Raw genomic sequence first — 20,546 nt, 5'->3', positions numbered from 1 at the left:
CCTAGAGCAGCGTCAGGATAAAAACCAACTCAAACAGTTCATTGCCGCCACCCAGCGTATCACCGGTCTGTCCACCCAGGCGATGATGGATGAAACGCTGATAACCATATGAAAATAAAAGCGTTAACAGGAAGGCGATACTTGCTTGCCCCTGTCCGAGTAATGTGACCAACCCCAGCCCCAGCAATAGCGTCAGGAGGGTTCGTGCACCGGAAACCTTACCGATAAAGACATTCCCCAATCCGCTTTCACGCGCATACGGCTGCCGGTACATCAGCACCACCATCAATGCCCGGCTGGCCACCGGCGCAGCCCATAACAGGAACGGACATAACGCCGGCGCCGTTTTGGCCAAATGACTGACCGCCAGCACGCGGAACAGAATGATAAAAATGAGCGCCAGACCACCGTTCGTCCCCAGACGGCTGTCGTGCATGATTTCCAGCATGCGTTCGCGTTTACGGGCGGAAAAAATACCGTCGCAGGTATCCGCCAGACCATCCAGATGGAAAGCGCCGGTCAGCAGGGCCAGCGCCAGTACATAACAGGCGGAAGCCAGATAGACATCGGACCAGAGCAAGGCAGCGGAAAACACACCGGTGGCGATCGCACCGACAACAAGCCCGACCAGCGGAAACCAGACAATCCCGTCAACGTAACGGTTAAAATCCAGATCTTTGGTCCACGATTCCGGCACCGGAATCCGGGTCATAAACTGCAAATTCGCCAGAAAGAGTTTCATCGTGCGTCCTACCCTTTCATTTTCAGTTCAATGCCGGAGACGACGAGATACACTTCGTCCGCAAAGGCTGCCAGACGCTGATTGACCCGGCCGGCAATATCGCGGAACCGGCGTGCCAGCAGGTTTTCCGGCACGATGCCAAATCCGACTTCATTGGTGACGATATAAACCGGGCAAGGACACAACCGGCAGCTGTCGATCAGGGCATCGACCTGATGGTTGATTTTGTTTTCCAGCGCGGTGAAATCCATCGTTTCTGCCGGAATATCACCCGTATTCTCGAACATCAGATTCGTGATCATCGTGGTGATGCATTCGAGCATAATGGCATCGTGCTCTGCGCCCCGGTCACGAATCACGTTTCCGAGCTGGCTGAAGCCCTCATGCGTCTGCCAGGTTGCAGGACGGGTCTGCTGATGGATGGCGATACGCTGTGCCATTTCCTCATCGGTCACAATGGAGGTGGCGATGTAGAGCACGTTGTCACCCTGTTCGGCGGCAAATTGTTCCGCCAGTCTGCTTTTTCCGCTCCGGGCTCCGCCGGTGATCAGGATCATACTGCACTCCTGTTTTGTTGCTGCTGTTGCATGATGTGATAAATCTTTTCTATATCAATATGTTGGCGCATGGCATCCGCCAGAATGTCAAATTGCTGCTCTTTGTATTGCTGATAACTGAACGCTGCGCCTGCTAATGGTTCCAGCCCCTTTCCGGCACGCAACTGATTGAGTAACTCCCGGGTAAAACCGGCGCTATCAAACAGGCCATGAATGTAGGTGCCGGCGACTGTCCCCTGCTCGTTGATTGCGCCGTCTTCAAACTGGATGGTCTGTTTATTGCGGCTGGTAATGACCGTAAAAGGACGAACATGCGGACCACGGGTTGTCTCACCCATGTGAATTTCATAGCCTGCCAGCGGTAATGACTGTCCGGAAGCAAAAAGCCCGGTCACCTGATGGTGAACGTTTCCGGTGACCAGTGTCGTGATCTTGTTGCGGGCAAAGACGGTTTCACAATCCAGCAGACCCAGTCCGTCCATTTCATCAATCCCGGATTCAACGCCATCAATCAGCCGTTTTCCCAGGATCTGAAAACCACCGCAGATCCCTATCACCGGGACCCCATTATGATGCTGTGCAATGATACAGGCACTCAGTCCGCTGTCGTTGAGATAAGCGAGATCCCCCAGCGTATTTTTGCTGCCCGGCACAATAATGAGATCCGGTGAACCCAGCAACTCCGGTCTGGCGACATAACGCAGCCGGACATCGGGCTGCGCCGCCAATGCATTGAAATCGGTAAAATTAGAGATATGCGGTAACTGGATCACCGCAATATCGAGATCTTTCTCTACCTGATCGCGCGCTTTAGCCTGTTTGTTTTTCCCCGGTTGCAGAACCACGCCGTCTTCATCTTCCAGATCGACTTGCAGATACGGCATCACGCCCAGCACCGGCACACCGGTCAGCTCCTCGATCTGACGGATTCCCGGCATCAGCAAGGCCACATCGCCCCGGAATTTATTGATGATGACGCCTTTCACCCGCGCCCGTTCTGATTCTTCCAGTAATGCCAGCGTACCGTAGATGGAGGCAAACACCCCACCCCGATCGATATCTGCCACCAGGATCACCGGCGCATCAATCATCGTTGCCATGCCCATGTTTACAATATCGCGGTCACGCAGATTAATTTCCGCCGGGCTGCCGGCCCCTTCCAGCACCATGATGTCGTGTTCACGGGCGAGGCTCTGATACACCTCGTGGATCTGATTTTGCAGTTGCGGCTTGAACTGGTGATAGCTGACTGCGTCCATATCACAGAGCACTTTCCCCATCAGGATCACCTGCGATTTGCGATCACTGGTCGGTTTGAGCAGGACCGGGTTCATGCGGACATCCGGCGCAATGCCGGCGGCTTCCGCCTGAAAGATCTGCGCCCGTCCCATTTCATCGCCATTGGCGGTGATCCCGGAGTTCAGCGCCATATTCTGCGATTTGAACGGCGCGCACCGATGTCCGTCCTGGACAAAGATCCGACATAAACCCGCCACCAATACACTTTTACCGACATCTGAAGCCGTCCCCTGAATCATAATGGATTGACTCATAATGCCTCCCGCATGCGTGGCTGCCCGTTATGAGCAGCAAACAGTTGTTGTTCCGTTTTATAAAGCGGCATACCTAATTCGGTATGCAGTTTGACCAGCCAGGGTTGTACCAGCCCGGCTTCCTGTAACTGTGACGCCTGCAGAAACACCTTCCGTTCACTGCCTTCACACAGTAAGCGGCCTTGTGACAGCACATAGAGGTAGTCGCAAACCTGATAAATCAGATCGATATCGTGGCTGGAAATCACAACCCGTTTTCCCTGCGCCACAATGCGCTCAATGATATGAATCATCTGCTGGCGTCCAGCCGGATCCAGCCCGGCGGTCGGTTCGTCGAGCAGCAGATAATCCGCGTCCATCACCAGAGCGCCGGCGATAGCGACCCGTTTTTTCTGGCCATGACTCAGATACTGAACCGGTTTATGCCGGAATGATCCGGCATCCACCAGCGCCAGCGCCTGAGTCACACGTTGCTGAATGATCGACTCATCCACCCCCAGATTGCGCAGACTGAAGGCAATATCACTCATGACATCGGTATAGAAAATCTGCTGATCCGGATCCTGAAAGACCATGGCGATCTGCTGCCGTAATTGCCGCAGACTTTTTTTGTCATAATTCAGTGGGTCGCCATTCCACAGCACCTGCCCTTGCTGCGGTTTCAGTACCCCCAGCAAATTCATGAACAGCGTTGATTTGCCACAGCCATTTGCGCCGAGAATACCGATGACGTTACCGCGGGTGAAATCGAGCGACAAATCCTGCAGCACCGGCTCCCCGCTCTGGTACTGAAAACAAAGTTGCTGTGTCGACAGGCTCATAGATGAAATTCCCCCTCGAAGAGTTTTACATCCAGGGCGGTTTCCATTTGCTGATAACGGTAAATCACTCGCTGCAGCAATAACCCCACCAACATCGCCATGGAGCGGTAGCTGCAACGCAGAGAACAATACCCAAACCGCAATGACTGCGCCTGACGAATGGCGCTGGCTTCTTCAATCAGAATGAAAATAAACCGGTAGGTCAGCAGCATGTGTTCGATCAGGACATGCGGCAACCGGCTCATCTGCAGCAAACGGATCAGCTGATTGAACGGCGTGGTTAATACAAAAAGGTACGTGGCAGACAGCGCGGCCAGACTGCGCCATAACGTATGATGCGCCACCTGTAATCCGGCCGGATCGATGCCGATAGCAAGGCTGCCTATCTGCAACGAACACAACAAATTTTCCGGTTGATAGGAAAATGAAACCAGAATGCCCAGCAATCCGACCAGCAGGAAAAACAGCGGAACGGCCAGCCAGCGCAGATAACGCCGCACACTGATTTGCAGCAGATAGCAGGTCAGCGCTGCCGTTCCGGTCAGTTCGACGATCTGCACCAGTGGCGAGCTGGTTAACGCAATCACCAGCAGGATCAGATAGAGCCCGAATTTACGCCGGGGATCAGACTGACACCAGCGGCTTTGATATGACAATTTATCGATGATTAGCATGTGCCGCCCGTTTTCCCCGGTAATAACCCAGAATGTAAAAAATCACAGCAGAACCAATCGATCCCTGAAGCGTGAATAACAGGCTCTCGATTTCGCTGCTTGCCGGTTCGAAAAATGACGAAAACCACGGTTTATAATCCGGCGCCAGTTGCTGGATTGCAGCTTCAGCAATGCCGTCTGCCCCGGCATAGTCACCGCCGTGGTTGATAAAAAAAGGGAAAACAACGAGAGCGATCACCAGCGAAAGCAATAACACGGTTTTTTTCATTTTAACGCTCCCCTATGGTCAGTAACTGGCGTTTAGTGAGCTGGTCATAAACCAGCACGGTCAGCAGGCCCTCGGCAATCGCGATCGGAATTTGGGTCACACAGAAAATTCCGAGAAATTTGGCAATCGCCGCCACGATGCCGGATTGCGGATCAGGAAACGCGATGCCCAGTTGTGCCGATGTCACGGCATAGGTCGCCATATCTGCGACAAAAGCACAGAGAAAAACGGCGATATCTTTCCGCAAATGGAGTTTGCAGGCCGAAATCCAGACCAGATAACCGACCAGCGGACCGATCACCGCCATCGACATACCATTGGCGCCCAGCGTAGTGATTCCGCCGTGCGCCAGCAGTAAAGCCTGAAATAACAGCGCGATCCCGCCCAGAACCGGCACGATCAGAAAACCAAACAAAATAATGGCCAAGCCCACACCGGTCGGATGAGAACAGCTTCCGGTCACCGACGGCAGCTTCAGGGCAGAAAGCACAAAGATGAACGCGCCACAGAGAGCCAGTAACACCTTCTGATGACTGTTCTGGCTCACGATCTGCCTGAGCTGCTTCACTGCAAGAATCAGAAACGGAATAAATAACAGCCACCAGGTTAACGCCCATAGCGGTGGCAAAAAACCTTCCATGATATGCATAGCAAAGGCCGTCTGTGGTACCACTGCCAGCATCAGGATGGTACTGAGACCCGCGATCTGATTCGTTTTCATCGTGACTCCTTCCCGTTTTATTCAGCTCACACTGTCTGTGGTTCTGCAGCCAGCCACTGTTTATTCACCAGAATGGTGGAAAAATACGGCAGTGCCACGTCATCACCGATCTCATGCAACTGACGGAAGCATTGTTCATTAGGCAATGAGGCTTCTGACATCAGCAGCGCATTAGGTAGCAAGTGGTGACGGGCTAATAAGGCTTTAACCTGACTGAACCGGCCGTACACTTTCATCATCACGATACAATCATGTTGCTGCAGGGCTTGTTCAAGTTCCGGTTCAGGCGCGGTGCATGACACCACCGCCATGGTCTGTTGTTCCATTGCCAGCGGGAACACTGCCCGGGAAGCAATACAGGCAAACGACGTGACACCGGGGATCACCTCCAGCGGAATACGGCCTTGCAGGCGTTCCAGCAAAAAGACCCAGGTGCTGAACAGCATGGCATCGCCCAGTGTAATGAACCCCACCTGTTTGCCGGCATCGACATCCTGTCGGATCTCTTCCGCCACGGTGTCCCAGATGCTTTCTTTTTCATCTTCGTGCGTGCTCATCGGAAAGTGGCGTTCTTTGATCACCACATGATCCGTCAGGTATTCGCGCACAATCGACAGCGCCAGACTGTCTCCGCCACGACGCCCTGCCGGCGCATACAGCACATCCAGATTTGCCAGCAAACGGGCGGCTCTGACGGTGATCAGATCACTGCTGCCGGGGCCGGTACCAATCGCGAATAATTTACCAGTCATCAGGCAGCCTCCTCTGTCTGTTCCACCACAGCCTGCAGATGATCAACAAACATCTGCTGTACCAGCGGATTCTCGCCCAATCCCTGCAACCAGGGCTGCGCTTCAATCCCGGCTTGTTGCAGCAGAATTTTCCAGGAGTCTTCGTCGTCGGACGCCATATCATTGATGGCGTGATCACCGGCAACCAGCATCAGCGGCATCAGGTGCACTTTACGGACAGAATCGCGACGCAGACGGTCAATCACCGAATCAATTTCGGGATAACTCTCTACCGCGCCGACCAGTGCCGGAATGTTTTGCGTCATCAGCATGTGATCCAGACAGGCGTAAGCCGAGAAAGCATGGTGCGTCGCGCCGTGTCCCATAAACACTACCCGCTCATCCGCCGCGAGTTCAGGCATCTGCGCCTGCATGGCTGTAATAAGCAACTGAAAATCGTCATGACTACTGAGCAGCGGAACACCCACACGCAATCGCAGGAAGCGATCCTCATAACTGCGCGCCTGAAAAGCGACTTTTTCGTATTCATCACCGTTGATGACATGCAGTGACTGGATAATCACATCCTGATACCCCGCGTCCGCCAGACGGGCCAGTGCCTGCTGTGGGTTATCAATATGAACACCATCCCGGTTAGCCAGTTTGCGGATGATCATCTGGGAGGTAAATGCCCGGAACAGATCGCGATCCGGATAAGCCTGCGCAATACGCTGTTCGCAGGCCACGATGTTTTTTTCACATGTTTCGGCATAGCTGGTCCCGAAACTGACAATCAATAACGCTTTTTTCATAACGAGTGCTCCCGGTTTATCCAGCGGGTTACGTAGTTTTCCAGTTCATCCAGTGACGTGATGACATCACCGTAGTCAGCTGTTTTTGCCGATGCTGGCCGTTCCACAACAATGCACGGAATGCCTAACGCGATGCAGGGTTCGATTTTTTGCTGATAGCCGCCTTCTGCGCCGGACTCTTTGGTGATCACCACATCGGCCTGACAAAATTGATACACCGCCTGATTCAAAGCCGCGGTAAACGGCCCTTTCATGGCGATGATATTTTCCACACCCAGCCCCAGTGCCTCACACTGTCCGATGACCTCGGACGTTGGCAGAACCCGTGCTAACAGCATTTTCCCCGGTAATAACCGGACATAATCCGCCAGCTCTTTACTGCCTGTGGTTAGCAGGATGCGCTGCCCCAACCTACTGGCGCATTGACAGGCCTCGGCAACGTTGGTCACCCGCGTAATCAGCGGATGACGCACGACATCAATTTCACTGGGACGCTGATACCGCAGTAACGGTATTCCCAGCGCCCGGCAGGCTGCCTGAATATTGGCGCGAAGCGCCGTGGCATACGGATGCGCGGCATCGATCACCCATCCGATCTGTTGTCGCTGAAACCAGGCCTGCATTTCGCCCGCATTCATCCGGCCAACGTGGATCTGACCGGCAACGTCCTGTGCCAGCGACTTGCCCACTTCACTGGCAACGGACAGGCTATACGCGATAGCGGCCTGATCGAGCGTCCGGCAAAGTAAACGGGCATCGGAAGTGCCACCAAAGACATGAACCGTCGGCTGCATCAGACTTCATAACCCCGCGGGGTGATCATGAGGCCATTCTGCTCATAGGTAGACTGATTACCCACAATCACCAGACTGGTCATATCCACCGGTTCAAAGTCCATGTCACCGAGCGTGGTGATCCATTTTTCCTGCTTCTTACGGCTGGCGGATTTCACCACACCAACCGGTGTCGCTGCGGCTTTGAACGGTTTCATCAGCTCAAAAGCGCGTTCAAGATGATCGGCCCGGCCCCGGCTGCGCGGATTGTAGAAACAGATAACGAAATCGGCCTGCGCGGCTGCGATAATGCGTTTCTCGATGACTTCCCACGGCGTCAGCAAATCACTCAGACTGATATGACAAAAATCGTGCATCAGCGGCGCCCCGAGTAACGACGCCGCCGAGATACTAGCGGTCATACCGGGGATCAGACGCACTTCGACATCCAGATTCTGTTTGGTGACCAGTTCCAGAATCAGCCCGGCCATACCGTAGATACCGGCATCGCCACTGCTGATCAGCGCCACTTTCTTGCCGGTCTGCGCCAGTTCAATCGCTGCCAGACAGCGTTCAATCTCTTTGCACATCCCGGTCTTGATGACCTCTTTACCGACCGTCAGTGCCTTCACCAGATGGGTATAGGTCTTATAACCCACGATAACTTCCGCATCGTTGATGGCATCCAGCGCTTCCATCGTCATGGTGGCCTGACTGCCGGGTCCGATTCCAATCACATATAACATCAGTGAGAAACTCCTAAGGTAATGGTTACACCCTGTTGCTTCAGGGTATCGCCGACCAGATGGCCATCGCTCATCAGCCAGGCAACCGGCTGCGATACCGAGCCGACGCCGATGGTCTGACGGACAAAATCTGAAGAAGGAAATAAATGTTCGTGCTGACGTAATTCATTCACGCTGTAGATCTCGAACGGTACACGACAGCAGTCGGAAAGATGCTTCAACGCCGGTTCATCTTCCTTCAGAACGACACTGCCGATGGCCCGTAATGCCAGCGGATCAAATTCGTATTTCGCTAATTGCTGCTGCAGCAAGCTGATCAGCAAACGGAATGACGTCTCACGCCGGCAGCCGATACCGGCGACGATGCGACGCGGTACCAGTTTAAAAACCGGAATCGCCAGATCCGGCAGTTTTTCCCGTACGCTGACACAGATCAGCGCAGAAAGATCAGACGGCAGATCAGCCAGCGAATTTACCGCGACAAAGCCGCGAGTATCGTAACGCTCGGTTTGCCAGCGATCGTCCGATTCCGGCAATGAGTCGTGATCCCAAAATAGCCCCACCCTCTGATCACTCACCAGCATCTGGTTCACAACCTTCACCGCTTGCCGAAAATTGTGCATGTCCGCATCCAACTGCACGGCCAGTGTATCGAGCGCCGCTAGTTGATTGACATCCGTAGCGGTCGTGATCACTGGATCGGCGCCTAATATCCCCGCCAGATAGCGTGTCAGCTCATTGGCACCACCGACATGGCCGGATAGCAGGCTGATCACGTGTTGCCCCTGTTCGTCGATCACGACGATCGCGGGGTCGGTCAGTTTGTCTTTCAGTAATGGCGCGATCACTCTGACGGTCAGCCCGGTGGCGCCGATCACCACCAGCGCGGTATGCGTGGCAAAGGCCTGCGCAACCGTCGCAGCAAACGTACCGCTAAAGGCGGTGAAGCCGTCTTCCAGCAGCTTTTCACTGCAATAGCAGGTCAGCGGCAAATGCTGTTTCAGTCTTTTCGCCAGACGCAGACCGCCCGGTGTAAGACAAAACACAGCGATGGATTCAGGCCTGACGATATTCATGGGTAAATCCGGCATCATAGAGTTTGGAATAGTGGTATTCGTCGCCCAGAAATGCGCCGACCAGAATCAGGGCTGTTTTACGGATACCTGCAGTCCGGACCTGCCCGGCGATATCGGCCAGTGTGCCCTTCACAACCTGACAATCCGGCCAGGTAGCTTTGTAAACCACCGCGACTGGGGTTGAGACCGGGTAACCACCGTTGACGAGCCGCTCCACGACTTCACCGATTTCCTGTACTGACAGAAAGATGGCCATGGAGGTCTGATGCGCGGCAAACGATTCCAGCGATTCCCGCTCCGGTGTCGGTGTACGTCCGGACATGCGGGTGATCACCAGACTTTGCGACACTTCCGGTACGGTATATTCAACGCCCAGTTCCGATGCCGCGCCCAGGAAGGAGCTGACGCCAGGTACTGAACAAAAGCCAATCCCCAGTTTTGCCAGTTCTTCACCCTGTTCCCGGATTGAACCATAGAGTGACAAATCCCCGGTTTGCAGACGCACCACCAGTTTCCCGGTGTGCACGTCGGTCGCCATCAGATCGATGATCTCGCCCAGATTCAGACTGGCGCTGTCATGACAGGCCGCACCGGTTTTACAGTAATGCAGCAGATCTTTATTGATCAGCGAACCGGCATAGATCACCACATCCGCCTGACTGAGCAGGTTATATCCCTTTAACGTAATCAATTCCGGATCGCCCGGGCCTGCACCAACAAAATAAACAAGTGACGGATCAAAAGTCGCAGGCATCTATTGCCTCCTTTTTACAGGAAATAATGAAAGTCGGATTATTGGGTTTAAAATAGAAACCATTGCCTAATGTGGTCATTTGAGAAATCTGCAGCTGGGTACATTCCAGCTCGGCGACCGCACATTTTTTCAGATGAGTTAACGCGGTATTCAGGTTGTCCAGCAGAATAAAGCTGAGCACCAGACGTCCGGTTTTAGTCAGCCGCATTAACGCCCAGTCGATGATATCGGTCAGGTTGCCGCCGCTGCCGCCAATGAAAATCGCGTCGGCCTGAATATCCAGCGGACAAGGCGCTTCTGCCGCGATGATTTTTACTTTCTGACAATCAAAGCGCTGCCGGTTTTCTTCAATCAGGCTTAACGCTGCCGGATTTTTTTCGATGGCGATAACATGCAATTCCGGATGACGAAGCGCCGCCTCCAGCGCCACACTGCCAGTGCCGGCACCGACATCAATCAATGTGGTGGCCTGCCGCAGATTGAGCCGTTCCAGCACGACCAGACGCACCTCTTCTTTGGTCATCGGCACCTTTTCACCACGCAGAAATTCAGCATCTTTCATTCAGAATCACCACCACATTCATGTCATATTGTTGTTTGACCTGGTCTGGTTTCAGCAGATGGATCTGTTCATTGGCATAAGAGAGGTTTTCACCAATCACCAGACTTCGCTTTAATCCCCGTTGCAGAATTTCCTGTGCGATCTGAAACGGACCGATCTCCCGATCCGTGACCATAGCCACTTTGTCGTGCTGAAAAATGAAATCGAAATCCGGCTGTTTGCCGTGACTGCTGGTGAGATAAAGCTCGTTCATATCCAGCCCGATCCGAGCGAACAGATATTGCACCGCACTGATGCCGGAGATGATTTGCCGCTGTTCGATTGGCAACTGCTCTGCCAGCCGTTTTCCGATGCCAAAAACCAACGGATCGCCGGAAGCCAGCACCACCACATTCCGCTGTGCATTGGCTTTCAGCCAGCTCAGCAATTTGTCCAGATCGGTATCCAGCACATGCGTTTCCCCGTGAAAATCCGGGAATCCGGACAACATGCGCGGCCAGCCAACCAGCACATCGGCCTTCGCTATCAGATCGGTCGCCACCTGTGTCCGATACATCGGATCGCCCGGCCCCATTCCCAGGACATAAATCATCGCAGTGCCTCCGCAATCCCAGCGACCGGCCGGTTACTGCCGAGCGGGATGTTGTCCAGCGAAAACAAAATCACATCACAGAGGAATGGCTGCGGGGAATAGCGCAGCATTTGCTGCACCCGTTCGACAATGCGCTGCGCGATCGCATCGTAAACATGCTCATAACCGGCGGCCGAGATCAGCTCCATCGCCGCTTCTGTCGTCGGACAGCGATAGATTTGCTGTAACAGTGAGTTCGGCGCATTCAGTAAGGCCAGTTGCGTGACCAGCGTTTCCATCCGGCCATCGGCAATATGGCTGTGCGTATGGAAGATGCCTGCCGCAACTTTGATCAGTTTGCCCAGATGACCAATCAGTACCACATGCCGGAATGCCAGACGCTCCGTCTCCTGCAGCATGTAGCCAACAAAATTGCTCATCGTCACCACCAGATTGGTGTCTGCCTGCAGTTGTTCACGCACAAAACGTTCACCGTGATTGCCCGGCACCAGAATCACCTTGTCCAGCCCGTTCGCCCGTTTCTGCTCCAGTTCAATCGCCAGCGAACGTTTCCAGCTCTCTTCCGACATCGGCGTGACGATGCCGGTGGTGCCGATGATCGAGATGCCACCTTCGATGCCAAGCCTTCCGTTAAAGGTGCGTTCTGCCCGGCTTTCACCTTCCGGTGCAAAAATCACGACATCCGCGCCCCGTTCCGGCCCCAGCACTTCGCGCACTGCCGCTTCGATGGTTTGCAGCGGCGTTTTATTAATCGCCGAGCTGCCAACCGGCAAACCGATGCCCTTCTGGGTCACTTTGCCAACACCCGGTCCGCCAGTGATGGTGATCTGCGTGTCCTGCCGCAATTTCACCTGCGCATAAATCAGCATGCCATGCGTCGCATCCACATCATCGCCGCCATCTTTGCGGATTGCTGCCGAGGCCTGGTCTCCGTGGATTAATGGTTCTTCGACATTCAGTTGCAAGGTCACACCGGAAGGTGTCACGATAGAGATTTGGTTAATGATTTGCTGGCGCAGGATCATCAGTGCCGCCACTTTGGCGGCAGCAGTGGCACAGGAACCGGTGGTATAGCCCTTGCGGTAGGCTTTGCCCTTGTGCCAGATCTTGTCGTCTTCGAGCGCGATGGTCATAGCGTCTCCCGAAGATGATAGAGAATCGCATTGATGATCGCCGCCGCCACATTACTGCCACCTTTGCGGCCTTTCGCTGCAATATACGGCAGATCGCTTTCAATCAATGCCTGTTTGGATTCCGCGGCCCCCACAAAACCCACCGGCACACCCACTACTGGATAACGTTGTGCCGGATGTTGCTGACTCAGCTCCAGCAAGCGGAATAACGCCGTTGGCGCATTACCGAACACGAATAATTTCGGTCCGTCCGTCTGCATCGCCAGATCAACAGCCGCCATAGAACGGGTGATGCCCTGTGCTTTGGCAACCTCAGCCACCGACGGATGTGCCACATAACACTGAATATCGCAGCCCATCGCTTTCAGCTGGGTTTTGTTGATGCCCGACAACGCCATGGTGGTATCGGTGAAAATCGTGCAGCCCTGTTGCAGCGCCGCGATGATCGCGTCGAGGGCATCACCGGAAAATGTCAGGATCTCCAGCCAGTCAAAATCCGCCGTGGTATGGATGGCACGCTTGATGATTTTTTCCTGCAACGCATTCGCAAACTCATAGCCGGGATACTCCGCAGCAATGATGTCAGCAATGATTTCAAAGCTGTGCTGTTCAATTTGCTGAGGCTGCGTGATGTAGTTCATGCGTACCGATCCTTTAACTAACAACAAGATAAATTAGGGAAAACGAAACAAGCGCGATCAGCGAAGACAACATCATCAGGCGGATTGTCAGCTTGATATCCCCCTGATTGATTTCGCGCTGCTCATCACCGATCCACGGCTTTTCGACCAGTTCACCGAAATAGGAATTCGGCCCGCCAAGGCGTACACCGAGCGCCCCTGCAACTGTTGCTTCCGGCCAGGCACAATTCGGGCTTTTATGCTGATAACGATCGCGCCAGCCGATACGAAACGCATTGCGGACATTCAGCCGCATCAGCGCTGCCGCACCGGTCAACAGCAACCAGCTCAGCCGGGCCGGGATCAGATTCGCCAGATCGTCGATGCGCGCCGAGACGCAACCAATCGCCCGGTACTTTTCGTTTTTGTAGCCGACCATGGAATCGAGGGTATTAATAGCCTTGTAGGCCATCGCCAGCGGCACACCGCCGAGAAACAGATAGAACAGCGGCGCAATCACGCCATCGACGGTATTCTCGGCGACAGTTTCAACAACGGCCCGGGTGATCTGTGTTTTATTGAGCTGCGAGGTATCACGCCCGACAATATAGGAGAGCTGGCGGCGACTCTCTTCCAGCGAACCGGAAGCCAGCGCACGATAGACATCCATTGCGGCATCGCTCAGGCAGCGTCCAGCCAGAATGGTGTAAGCCAGCCAAAGCTCCGCTGCCCGGCCCAGCCAGATATTGATAGAACTTAACCCGGTAATCACCGCCCAGGTGACCAGCCAGGTGAGCCCCACCACCAACAGCCACAACATACCACCGCCGACATACAGCGCCCGTTCACTACGGCAGACCTTGCGGATCCCTTTCTGCACCAGAGAAATCCAGTTGCCAATCCAGCGAATGGGATGTGGCCAGTTCTGCGGATCACCCAGAATCAAATCTAATAAGAATGCAGCACTATAAATCGCCAGCGTCATTGTGCTGCCCTCGCCCGTTCAAACCAGTTCAGCAACATCGCCGGATTCTGACCAAAATGAACATGCAGATAGCTCGCCAGCGTATTACCGATCTGATAGCCGCCCAGCCAGTGTGTCACTTCCATGCCATCCCGTTCCTTACTGAACCGGAATACCGTGGGCTCATCACTGAAAAAGTCGGAGTAATGGAACTCGTGCCCGCGGATCACGTCGCCTTCTGCCGCTAACAAGGTCGTTTGCTGTGCCTGCGCCTGGCAATAACCGAAGCGTTTCAGCGAAGACGTCATGCGACTTTCACCGGGGAAGATCCCGGCCATAGGAAATGAATCGCCGGATGCAGTTGTTAATGACCCTCCCAGATACATTAAGCCGCCACACTCGGCGTAAATCGCCACACCACGCTGATGCGCATCGCGGATCGATGTCAGCATGGACGTATTGGATGACAAGGTTTGTGCGTGAATTTCAGGGTAGCCGCCACCGAGATAGATTAGATCACAGGCAGGAATTGCGGCATCGCGTAGCGGACTGAAGCGAACAATGTTCACCCCTGCCGCTTCCAGCAGATCCAGATTATCCGGGTAGTAAAAATTGAATGCTTCATCCTCGGCCAAGGCCAGCGTCAGCCCGGCACCCGCGCCTGCCAGTTCATCCGGTGCTAACGACGCAGGCGGTTCTGCCAATGCCGGTAATTCTGCAATCTCCGCTAATTTATCGAGATCAATATACTGCTCAATGGCATCGGCCAGTTTGTCCCACTGCATATCTAACGCAGCCTGCTCATGTGCAGTCACCAGCCCCAGATGACGGGATGGCAGATTGATTTCTTTAATCACCGGCACCCGCCCTAACACCGGGATCTGGCAATACCGCTCAATCGCGGCTTTCAGTAACTCAAAATGGGAATCGGAATTGACGTTATTGAGGATAACACCGGCGATCTGCACGCTCGGCTCAAAATGTTTAAACCCTAGCACTGTCGCCGCAGCGGAGGTGGACACCGCTTTACCGTCTACCACCAGAATCACCGGACAACCCAGCTGTCTGGCCATACCGGCACTGCTGCAATAGAGCGGATCAACGCCGTAGCCGTCGAATAACCCCATCACACCTTCGATAATGGCAATATCCGCTTTGGCGGTGTGATAGTGAAAAAGACGCTGAATGGCGGCTTCCGGCAACATGAACGCATCCAGATTGCGGGAGGCAACACCGGTTACCTGTGTGTGCCAGCCGGTATCGATGTAGTCCGGCCCGACTTTATATGGCTGAACGCGCAACCCTCTGCGGGCATAAGCACGCAGTAAACCCAACGTGATCGTTGTTTTACCGCTACCACTACTTGTTCCGCCGACTAAAAACGCTTTCATACCAACCTGCTAAAAAAATCCCGACCTGGTGGCCGGGAAGCGGGGTTGTCATGAGCACGTACACGCACTGTCCAAACGGCAGTGAATGATGCAGACAACCCGCTTCCCACCGAAGGAGTTGAAACTGTTGTATCCGTGTCGGTCTTCTGGCTTAGCGTCATCCTTCTCTGCCCTTCCCAATCTTTCAGATCAGTGGTTTATACAGAGTCGTCAGCATCACAGCAGCGGGGGCTGCGGAGGGTTTGCACCTCACTTCCCGGACGATGAATCGTCATACACGTCTACATAAAATCTGGCTATTACATGATTTGTAACGGCGTCCTTTGAATATCCTTGATAAACATGCAGTTTATCCTGTTAAAAGCACTATACCCTCTGCGAGATCAAAAAAATGGCTCTCTTTACACTCAGAACAGCAAAATTCTGGCGAACAATAACAAATTATTGCTCTGCCAGATGCGGAACAGCCCGTATCTCCTGCTTTGACAGCCGTTTATCAGCCTTCACTCAATATGAATTTCTGGCGATTTGTGACAGTCTGAAAGTGTTAATCAGTGCGCAAAAAGCCAAATATTATAGGTTCCGCATCCGGGATACGATAAAACTCAGCGCACCACCGCCTATCAGAACCAATGCGCTCAACGTGAAACAAGACTGATAGCCACCATGATCATAGAGTCTGCCACCAAGACTGGCGCCGAGGGTGATGGCGAACTGAATAACTGCAACCATCAATCCGCCGCCTTGTTCAGTATCGTCCGGCATTACTTTTGCCAACCAGACAGACCAGCCGATACAGGCTGAAGTACCAATAAAACCCCATAGCCCAATTAATGCGATTGTCTCTGCTTTTTCATGTCCACTGACAATCATCCCGAGTGCGAGTAACGCCATAAGGCAAGGCCAGAGAATTAATACCGGATACAATGTTCGTTTTAATAATTTTCCAACAACAACGGTGCCAACAAACCCTGTTATGCCAAGAATAAACAGGGTTAAAGACAACCATGTGTCATCTAATACGGTAACAGACTCCAAAAATGGTCTTAGATAGGTGAATAAAGCAAACTGTCCCATAAAGAGGCAGAACACAGCGCCCATGCCAACAGTAAAAGTGCCATTTCCAAATAATCTGAACACATTCACTGAAATGTTTTTATTGTTATTTGAGGTCATGGATGGAAAGCTTTTCAACTGCCAGATGAATGAAATAACGCCTAAAATGACCACACTGAAGAACGCGCCACGCCAGCCAATGTAAGTTGTCATAAAACTGCCCAGCGGCGCCGCAATTGTAGCCGCCAAAGCATTACCGCCATTGAGGATGGCCAGGCCTTTGGGTAAATCATGCGCCGGTAATAAATTCATCAGCGTGGCGGTAGAAAGTGACCAGAACCCACCGATCACGATACCAAGCAATGCCCGTCCGACCATCAGCACGATATAGTTCGATGCAAACGAGACAACAACACCAGATAGAATCATAAGAAGTGTCAATCCCAGCATTACTGTGCGTCGGTTAATCCTCTGTGTTATCACGGCAATATATAAACTGGTAATTACCGCAAAAATACCGGATACCGCGATAGACTGGCCTGCTTGCCCTTCTGTGATCATTAAATCCCTGGCCAAGGGAGATAATAAACTCACTGGCAAGAACTCAGAGGCAATAAGCACAAAAACACATAATGACATTGCATAAAAAGCAGACCAGCTTGTGGTTGCTTCTTCGAATTTCAAATCCGATGTGGTTTCTAACTGCATAGAAAATCCTGTCTTTTATAAAAGTATTTTAAATTAGTTCACGTCTTTTAAATAAACCAGAAATCGGTCTAGGGCTTCCTGTAACTGATGCCGAGGACAAGCGATATTCCAGCGCAGGAAATTCTGTCCGGTGACGCCATAAACACTTCCGGCGGTGATCCACAGGTGCTGTTTCTCTTTTAATTCATCGGCTAACTGTTGTGCTGAAATATTCAATGCCGAACAATCCGTCCAGACCAGATAAGTGGCTTCTAATGGCAGTATTTTGATCTCCGGAAAACAGTGATGAATATATTCACAGAAATAATCATAGTTGGAACGAAGATAGTTTTTTAACGCTTCCAGCCACCCGGCACTTTCTGTATAGGCCGCAATCAGCCCATCAACTGCAAACGGTGTGATTTCGCACACTTCGTTCACGTTGAGTGCTTTATCTATGCGTTTTCTGAATTCCGGATTACTGCAGAAAATATTGGCGACATGGAGCCCGGCCAGATTAAACGCTTTACTTGGTGACGATAATGTCACTGAATTTGCCAGAAATTCATTTCCTAGGCCGGCAAAGACAACATGTCTCTTCGATGCATAGACTAGGTCACAATGGATTTCGTCTGAGATAACCGTTATCTGATGACGGAAGCAGATCTCGCCTAATCTCCGCAGTTCTTCCGCAGACCAGCTCCGGCCAACCGGATTATGCGGGTTACACAAAATCAGGAGCTTAGTGTTTGGATTGGCGGCTTTCTGTTCCAGATCATCAAAATCAAACTGATAAGTGCCATCACGATACAAGAGCGGATTATCAACGAGCTCACACTGATTGTTACGCACAGACGAGAAAAAACAGTTATAGACGGGCGTCTGAACAATGACGCTGTCACCGGGGACGGTCAGTGCTTTGACCACCGCAGACAGAGCCGGAACCACACCGGTCGTAAACAGAATATGTTCCCGCACAACGACAAACTGGTGCTGTTGTTCAAACCAGTGAATGATTGCATCAAAATAAGCATCCGGTACTTTGGTATAACCGAAAACACCCTGCTGCACCCGCTGTATCAGTGCCCGAATGATCGCCGGTGCGGTGCGAAAATCCATATCCGCAACCCACATTGGGATAACATCGTCAGCCGGTGATGAATCCCATTTATAACTGGCAGTCGCCCGGCGGCTAACCGGTAAATCGAATATTTCGGGATCACGCATAGCTATTCTTCCCAGCAACAATAATTTCGCATCCGCCGTGGTTACGGGCGTTTTCATCAAAAATTACTTCACCGACACTGTCAGCCCGAATATATCCAGCCATCGGATTTTTGATGCTGTCGATGTGTCCTTTGATATCCGCTTTTACAGTACTGTATTCAAATGCCAGATCGGTATTGAGCATGGTGCAGTTTTCTAATACCAGGTTTTTGGCATAACAAAGCGGCTGTGTTCCTGAAATGGTACAATTCACCAGCCGTAAGTTTTCGGAGTACCAGCCTAAATATTCCCCATCCAGAACGGAGTTATATACAGTGACATTTTTGGTATTCCAAAAGGCATCTTTTGAATCAAAATGTGAATCATAAACTTCCACATTCTGCGCATCCTGAAAGGAGTAATTACCTTGCAGATAATATTTTTCAGCCCGGATAGAATGACAGTTCATGAATACATAATCAGCACCTGTCATCTGTACATTTTTCAGATTGATATTGTCACAATTCCACAGACATTCCGCGGCGTTATTCAGTTTTGTATCTTCCAAATGAAGGTGCGATACAGAACGGAACATTTTTGGCGCATCAATAATGCTGTTTCTCATTTCAATATGCTGTGTGTACCAGATTGCCGCACGGCTATAGATGCTGAAATGGCTATTTTCAATCTTCACATGCTGACAATGCCAAAACGGGTATTTCGCCATAAATTCACAGGCCACTGCCTGGATATGCTCTGATTCTTTAATCGGCGATTCACCCGGATAAAATTTAACATTTTCAATAAGCAGATCCTTGCTTGCGTATAACGCACGCTCTCCTTCATAGAAGGTGTTTTTAATAACGTTCATTTATTTTCCTGAGGATGCATGATTTATTGTGATTATCATAAAATGATTCTGTTTTTAGATCAGTACAACACAACGGAAGACTTAATTCCGAATACAGGAATAAAAGAGATATTTAAATTGAGAATTATGGTGATCAACCGCGGAACTCTACAACAAAAATTCCAATTTATGGAATTATTAATTCCATAAACGTTAACTATGCTTCACTTATTACCAGTAGCGGTGTGCTACCATAGCCAGGTATGCCATATCCAACCAGAAAGCACTAATGCATATAACATCATCATTGCTGATGTTATGACAGTTTGAATCCATGAGGGTGTCGTAATGTTTAATCGTCTTGATTACTTGAAAATATTTTGTACCACAATACGACACAAGACATTTAAAGATGCCGCTATTGAATTAAATGTGTCACCTCAGGTCATCACCCGCTGTATCAAGGAATTAGAAGCCGAGTTAGGTGAAATTTTGTTTGTACGCAGCACGCGCAGCATCAAAGTTTCAACTTTCGGATTGCAGTTCTATGAAAAAGCCAAAGCTACACTCAATCTGATCGATGAGATGTTTGCTCCCCATGTCAATGATAATTTACCGGTCAGGATCACAGCACCAGCCGTCATATGCCGACTGTTTGTGATGCCGCTGATTGAGAAAATTTCATTGGCCAATCCGGAGATCCATTTTGATGTCCGCCCCTCTGACGCCATTTCAGATGTCGTCGAAAGTCAGATCGATATTGGTATCCGGGTGGGCAGCCAGTTAACCAGTAACCGTTTTATCGGTCGTTCCCTCGCCAAAATCAGACATGTGATTGTGGCAACACCGGCTCTAATCGCAAAACATGGCATTCCGGAAACGCCCGATGATTTACATCGACTACCAACCACCCTTCTAATGGACAAAAACAAAAATCAGCCATGGCCCTGGTTTTTTACTGACCATCCCAGCCTGATACCTGCCAACCCAGCTTTCACTACGGATTCTGGTGAATCTGAATTTGCCGCAGTCCGGGCTGGGTTAGGCTTCGGTCAGCTCGCTATCTTTATGGCCGCGCCTTATATCAAAAATGGCGAGCTAATTCCTGTTCTGCAATCGTTTGAGGAAAAAAGCGGCGAACTGGATTTATTCCTGTACAGGCCACAAAGCGGCCCGGTTCCTCACCGGACTCGGCTTGTCTATGATGCATTTGTTGAGCATTTCTCATCGCCAGATTTTTTCTTCACGCAGTATTAG

23 protein-coding genes and 1 riboswitch are annotated in these 20,546 nt (G+C 51.7%); of the genes, 1 reads left to right on the top strand and 22 read right to left on the bottom strand.

Annotated features, from left to right (window positions below):
• Position 1 precedes the first annotated feature (1 nt).
• From cobS to HNR75_RS02795, 22 genes are all read right to left on the bottom strand, one after another.
• Positions 2-742 (bottom strand): adenosylcobinamide-GDP ribazoletransferase, encoded by a 741-nt coding sequence (gene cobS / locus HNR75_RS02900; RefSeq protein ID WP_188025529.1) that lies wholly within the window; start codon positions 740-742, stop codon positions 2-4.
• Positions 743-750: 8 nt separating this feature from the next.
• Complete coding sequence (gene cobU / locus HNR75_RS02895; protein ID WP_188025528.1) at positions 751-1,299, bottom strand: bifunctional adenosylcobinamide kinase/adenosylcobinamide-phosphate guanylyltransferase; 549 nt, start codon at positions 1,297-1,299, stop codon at positions 751-753.
• Positions 1,296-2,852, bottom strand: a complete 1,557-nt coding sequence (locus HNR75_RS02890) for a cobyric acid synthase (protein WP_188025527.1) — start codon at positions 2,850-2,852, stop codon at positions 1,296-1,298. Before HNR75_RS02890 ends, cobU begins: the two co-directional genes overlap by 4 nt.
• Positions 2,849-3,673, bottom strand: a complete 825-nt coding sequence (locus HNR75_RS02885; protein WP_188025526.1) for an ATP-binding cassette domain-containing protein — start codon at positions 3,671-3,673, stop codon at positions 2,849-2,851. The genes HNR75_RS02890 and HNR75_RS02885 overlap by 4 nt, the downstream gene beginning before the upstream one ends.
• A complete protein-coding gene (locus HNR75_RS02880) occupies positions 3,670-4,347 on the bottom strand; it encodes an energy-coupling factor ABC transporter transmembrane protein (protein ID WP_188025525.1) in 678 nt (225 codons plus the stop codon). The genes HNR75_RS02885 and HNR75_RS02880 overlap by 4 nt, the downstream gene beginning before the upstream one ends.
• Positions 4,331-4,615 carry an energy-coupling factor ABC transporter substrate-binding protein gene (locus tag HNR75_RS02875; protein ID WP_188025524.1) on the bottom strand — a complete coding sequence of 95 codons (285 nt, stop codon included), beginning with the start codon at positions 4,613-4,615 and terminating at the stop codon, positions 4,331-4,333. The genes HNR75_RS02880 and HNR75_RS02875 overlap by 17 nt, the downstream gene beginning before the upstream one ends.
• Before the next feature lies 1 nt (position 4,616).
• On the bottom strand, positions 4,617-5,336 hold the full coding sequence (locus tag HNR75_RS02870; protein ID WP_188025523.1) for an energy-coupling factor ABC transporter permease: 720 nt from the start codon (positions 5,334-5,336) through the stop codon (positions 4,617-4,619).
• Positions 5,337-5,362: 26 nt separating this feature from the next.
• Positions 5,363-6,088 (bottom strand): cobalt-factor II C(20)-methyltransferase, encoded by a 726-nt coding sequence (locus HNR75_RS02865; protein WP_188025522.1) that lies wholly within the window; start codon positions 6,086-6,088, stop codon positions 5,363-5,365.
• Entirely contained in the window at positions 6,088-6,879 is a 792-nt protein-coding gene (gene cbiK, locus HNR75_RS02860; protein ID WP_188025521.1) for a sirohydrochlorin cobaltochelatase, read from the bottom strand. Before cbiK ends, HNR75_RS02865 begins: the two co-directional genes overlap by 1 nt.
• Positions 6,876-7,673, bottom strand: coding sequence for a cobalt-precorrin-6A reductase (locus tag HNR75_RS02855; protein WP_188025520.1), 798 nt, complete (start codon positions 7,671-7,673; stop codon positions 6,876-6,878). Before HNR75_RS02855 ends, cbiK begins: the two co-directional genes overlap by 4 nt.
• On the bottom strand, positions 7,673-8,398 hold the full coding sequence (locus tag HNR75_RS02850) for a precorrin-3B C(17)-methyltransferase (protein ID WP_188025519.1): 726 nt from the start codon (positions 8,396-8,398) through the stop codon (positions 7,673-7,675). The genes HNR75_RS02855 and HNR75_RS02850 overlap by 1 nt, the downstream gene beginning before the upstream one ends.
• Entirely contained in the window at positions 8,398-9,474 is a 1,077-nt protein-coding gene (gene cbiG, locus HNR75_RS02845; protein WP_188025518.1) for a cobalt-precorrin 5A hydrolase, read from the bottom strand. Before cbiG ends, HNR75_RS02850 begins: the two co-directional genes overlap by 1 nt.
• Complete coding sequence (locus tag HNR75_RS02840; protein ID WP_188025517.1) at positions 9,455-10,228, bottom strand: cobalt-precorrin-4 methyltransferase; 774 nt, start codon at positions 10,226-10,228, stop codon at positions 9,455-9,457. The genes cbiG and HNR75_RS02840 overlap by 20 nt, the downstream gene beginning before the upstream one ends.
• Positions 10,212-10,790 (bottom strand): decarboxylating cobalt-precorrin-6B (C(15))-methyltransferase, encoded by a 579-nt coding sequence (locus HNR75_RS02835; RefSeq protein ID WP_188025516.1) that lies wholly within the window; start codon positions 10,788-10,790, stop codon positions 10,212-10,214. The genes HNR75_RS02840 and HNR75_RS02835 overlap by 17 nt, the downstream gene beginning before the upstream one ends.
• Positions 10,777-11,382, bottom strand: coding sequence for a cobalt-precorrin-7 (C(5))-methyltransferase (locus HNR75_RS02830; RefSeq protein ID WP_188025515.1), 606 nt, complete (start codon positions 11,380-11,382; stop codon positions 10,777-10,779). Before HNR75_RS02830 ends, HNR75_RS02835 begins: the two co-directional genes overlap by 14 nt.
• A complete protein-coding gene (gene cbiD / locus HNR75_RS02825; protein WP_188025514.1) occupies positions 11,379-12,515 on the bottom strand; it encodes a cobalt-precorrin-5B (C(1))-methyltransferase CbiD in 1,137 nt (378 codons plus the stop codon). The genes HNR75_RS02830 and cbiD overlap by 4 nt, the downstream gene beginning before the upstream one ends.
• Positions 12,512-13,156, bottom strand: coding sequence for a cobalt-precorrin-8 methylmutase (locus tag HNR75_RS02820; RefSeq protein ID WP_188025513.1), 645 nt, complete (start codon positions 13,154-13,156; stop codon positions 12,512-12,514). Before HNR75_RS02820 ends, cbiD begins: the two co-directional genes overlap by 4 nt.
• A gap of 13 nt (positions 13,157-13,169) precedes the next feature.
• Positions 13,170-14,120 carry an adenosylcobinamide-phosphate synthase CbiB gene (cbiB, locus tag HNR75_RS02815; RefSeq protein ID WP_188025512.1) on the bottom strand — a complete coding sequence of 317 codons (951 nt, stop codon included), beginning with the start codon at positions 14,118-14,120 and terminating at the stop codon, positions 13,170-13,172.
• Positions 14,117-15,490: a cobyrinic acid a,c-diamide synthase CobB gene (locus HNR75_RS02810; RefSeq protein ID WP_188025511.1), complete on the bottom strand. Its 1,374-nt coding sequence runs from the start codon at positions 15,488-15,490 to the stop codon at positions 14,117-14,119. The genes cbiB and HNR75_RS02810 overlap by 4 nt, the downstream gene beginning before the upstream one ends.
• Positions 15,491-15,609: 119 nt before the next feature.
• Positions 15,610-15,786, bottom strand: a riboswitch (cobalamin riboswitch).
• Between the two features lie 277 nt (positions 15,787-16,063).
• Positions 16,064-17,254: an MFS transporter gene (locus HNR75_RS02805; RefSeq protein ID WP_188025510.1), complete on the bottom strand. Its 1,191-nt coding sequence runs from the start codon at positions 17,252-17,254 to the stop codon at positions 16,064-16,066.
• A gap of 33 nt (positions 17,255-17,287) precedes the next feature.
• Positions 17,288-18,460, bottom strand: a complete 1,173-nt coding sequence (locus HNR75_RS02800) for a MalY/PatB family protein (protein ID WP_188025509.1) — start codon at positions 18,458-18,460, stop codon at positions 17,288-17,290.
• Entirely contained in the window at positions 18,453-19,310 is an 858-nt protein-coding gene (locus HNR75_RS02795; RefSeq protein ID WP_188025508.1) for a DUF3737 family protein, read from the bottom strand. The genes HNR75_RS02800 and HNR75_RS02795 overlap by 8 nt, the downstream gene beginning before the upstream one ends.
• 327 nt (positions 19,311-19,637) lie before the next feature.
• Between HNR75_RS02795 and HNR75_RS02790 the strand changes: the two genes are divergently transcribed.
• Complete coding sequence (locus HNR75_RS02790; protein WP_188025507.1) at positions 19,638-20,546, top strand: LysR family transcriptional regulator; 909 nt, start codon at positions 19,638-19,640, stop codon at positions 20,544-20,546.

Origin of the sequence: Tolumonas osonensis, from assembly GCF_014202415.1 — a bacterium.
Taxonomy (GTDB): domain Bacteria; phylum Pseudomonadota; class Gammaproteobacteria; order Enterobacterales; family Aeromonadaceae; genus Tolumonas; species Tolumonas osonensis.
This window is presented reverse-complemented; position numbering and strand designations above follow the sequence as displayed.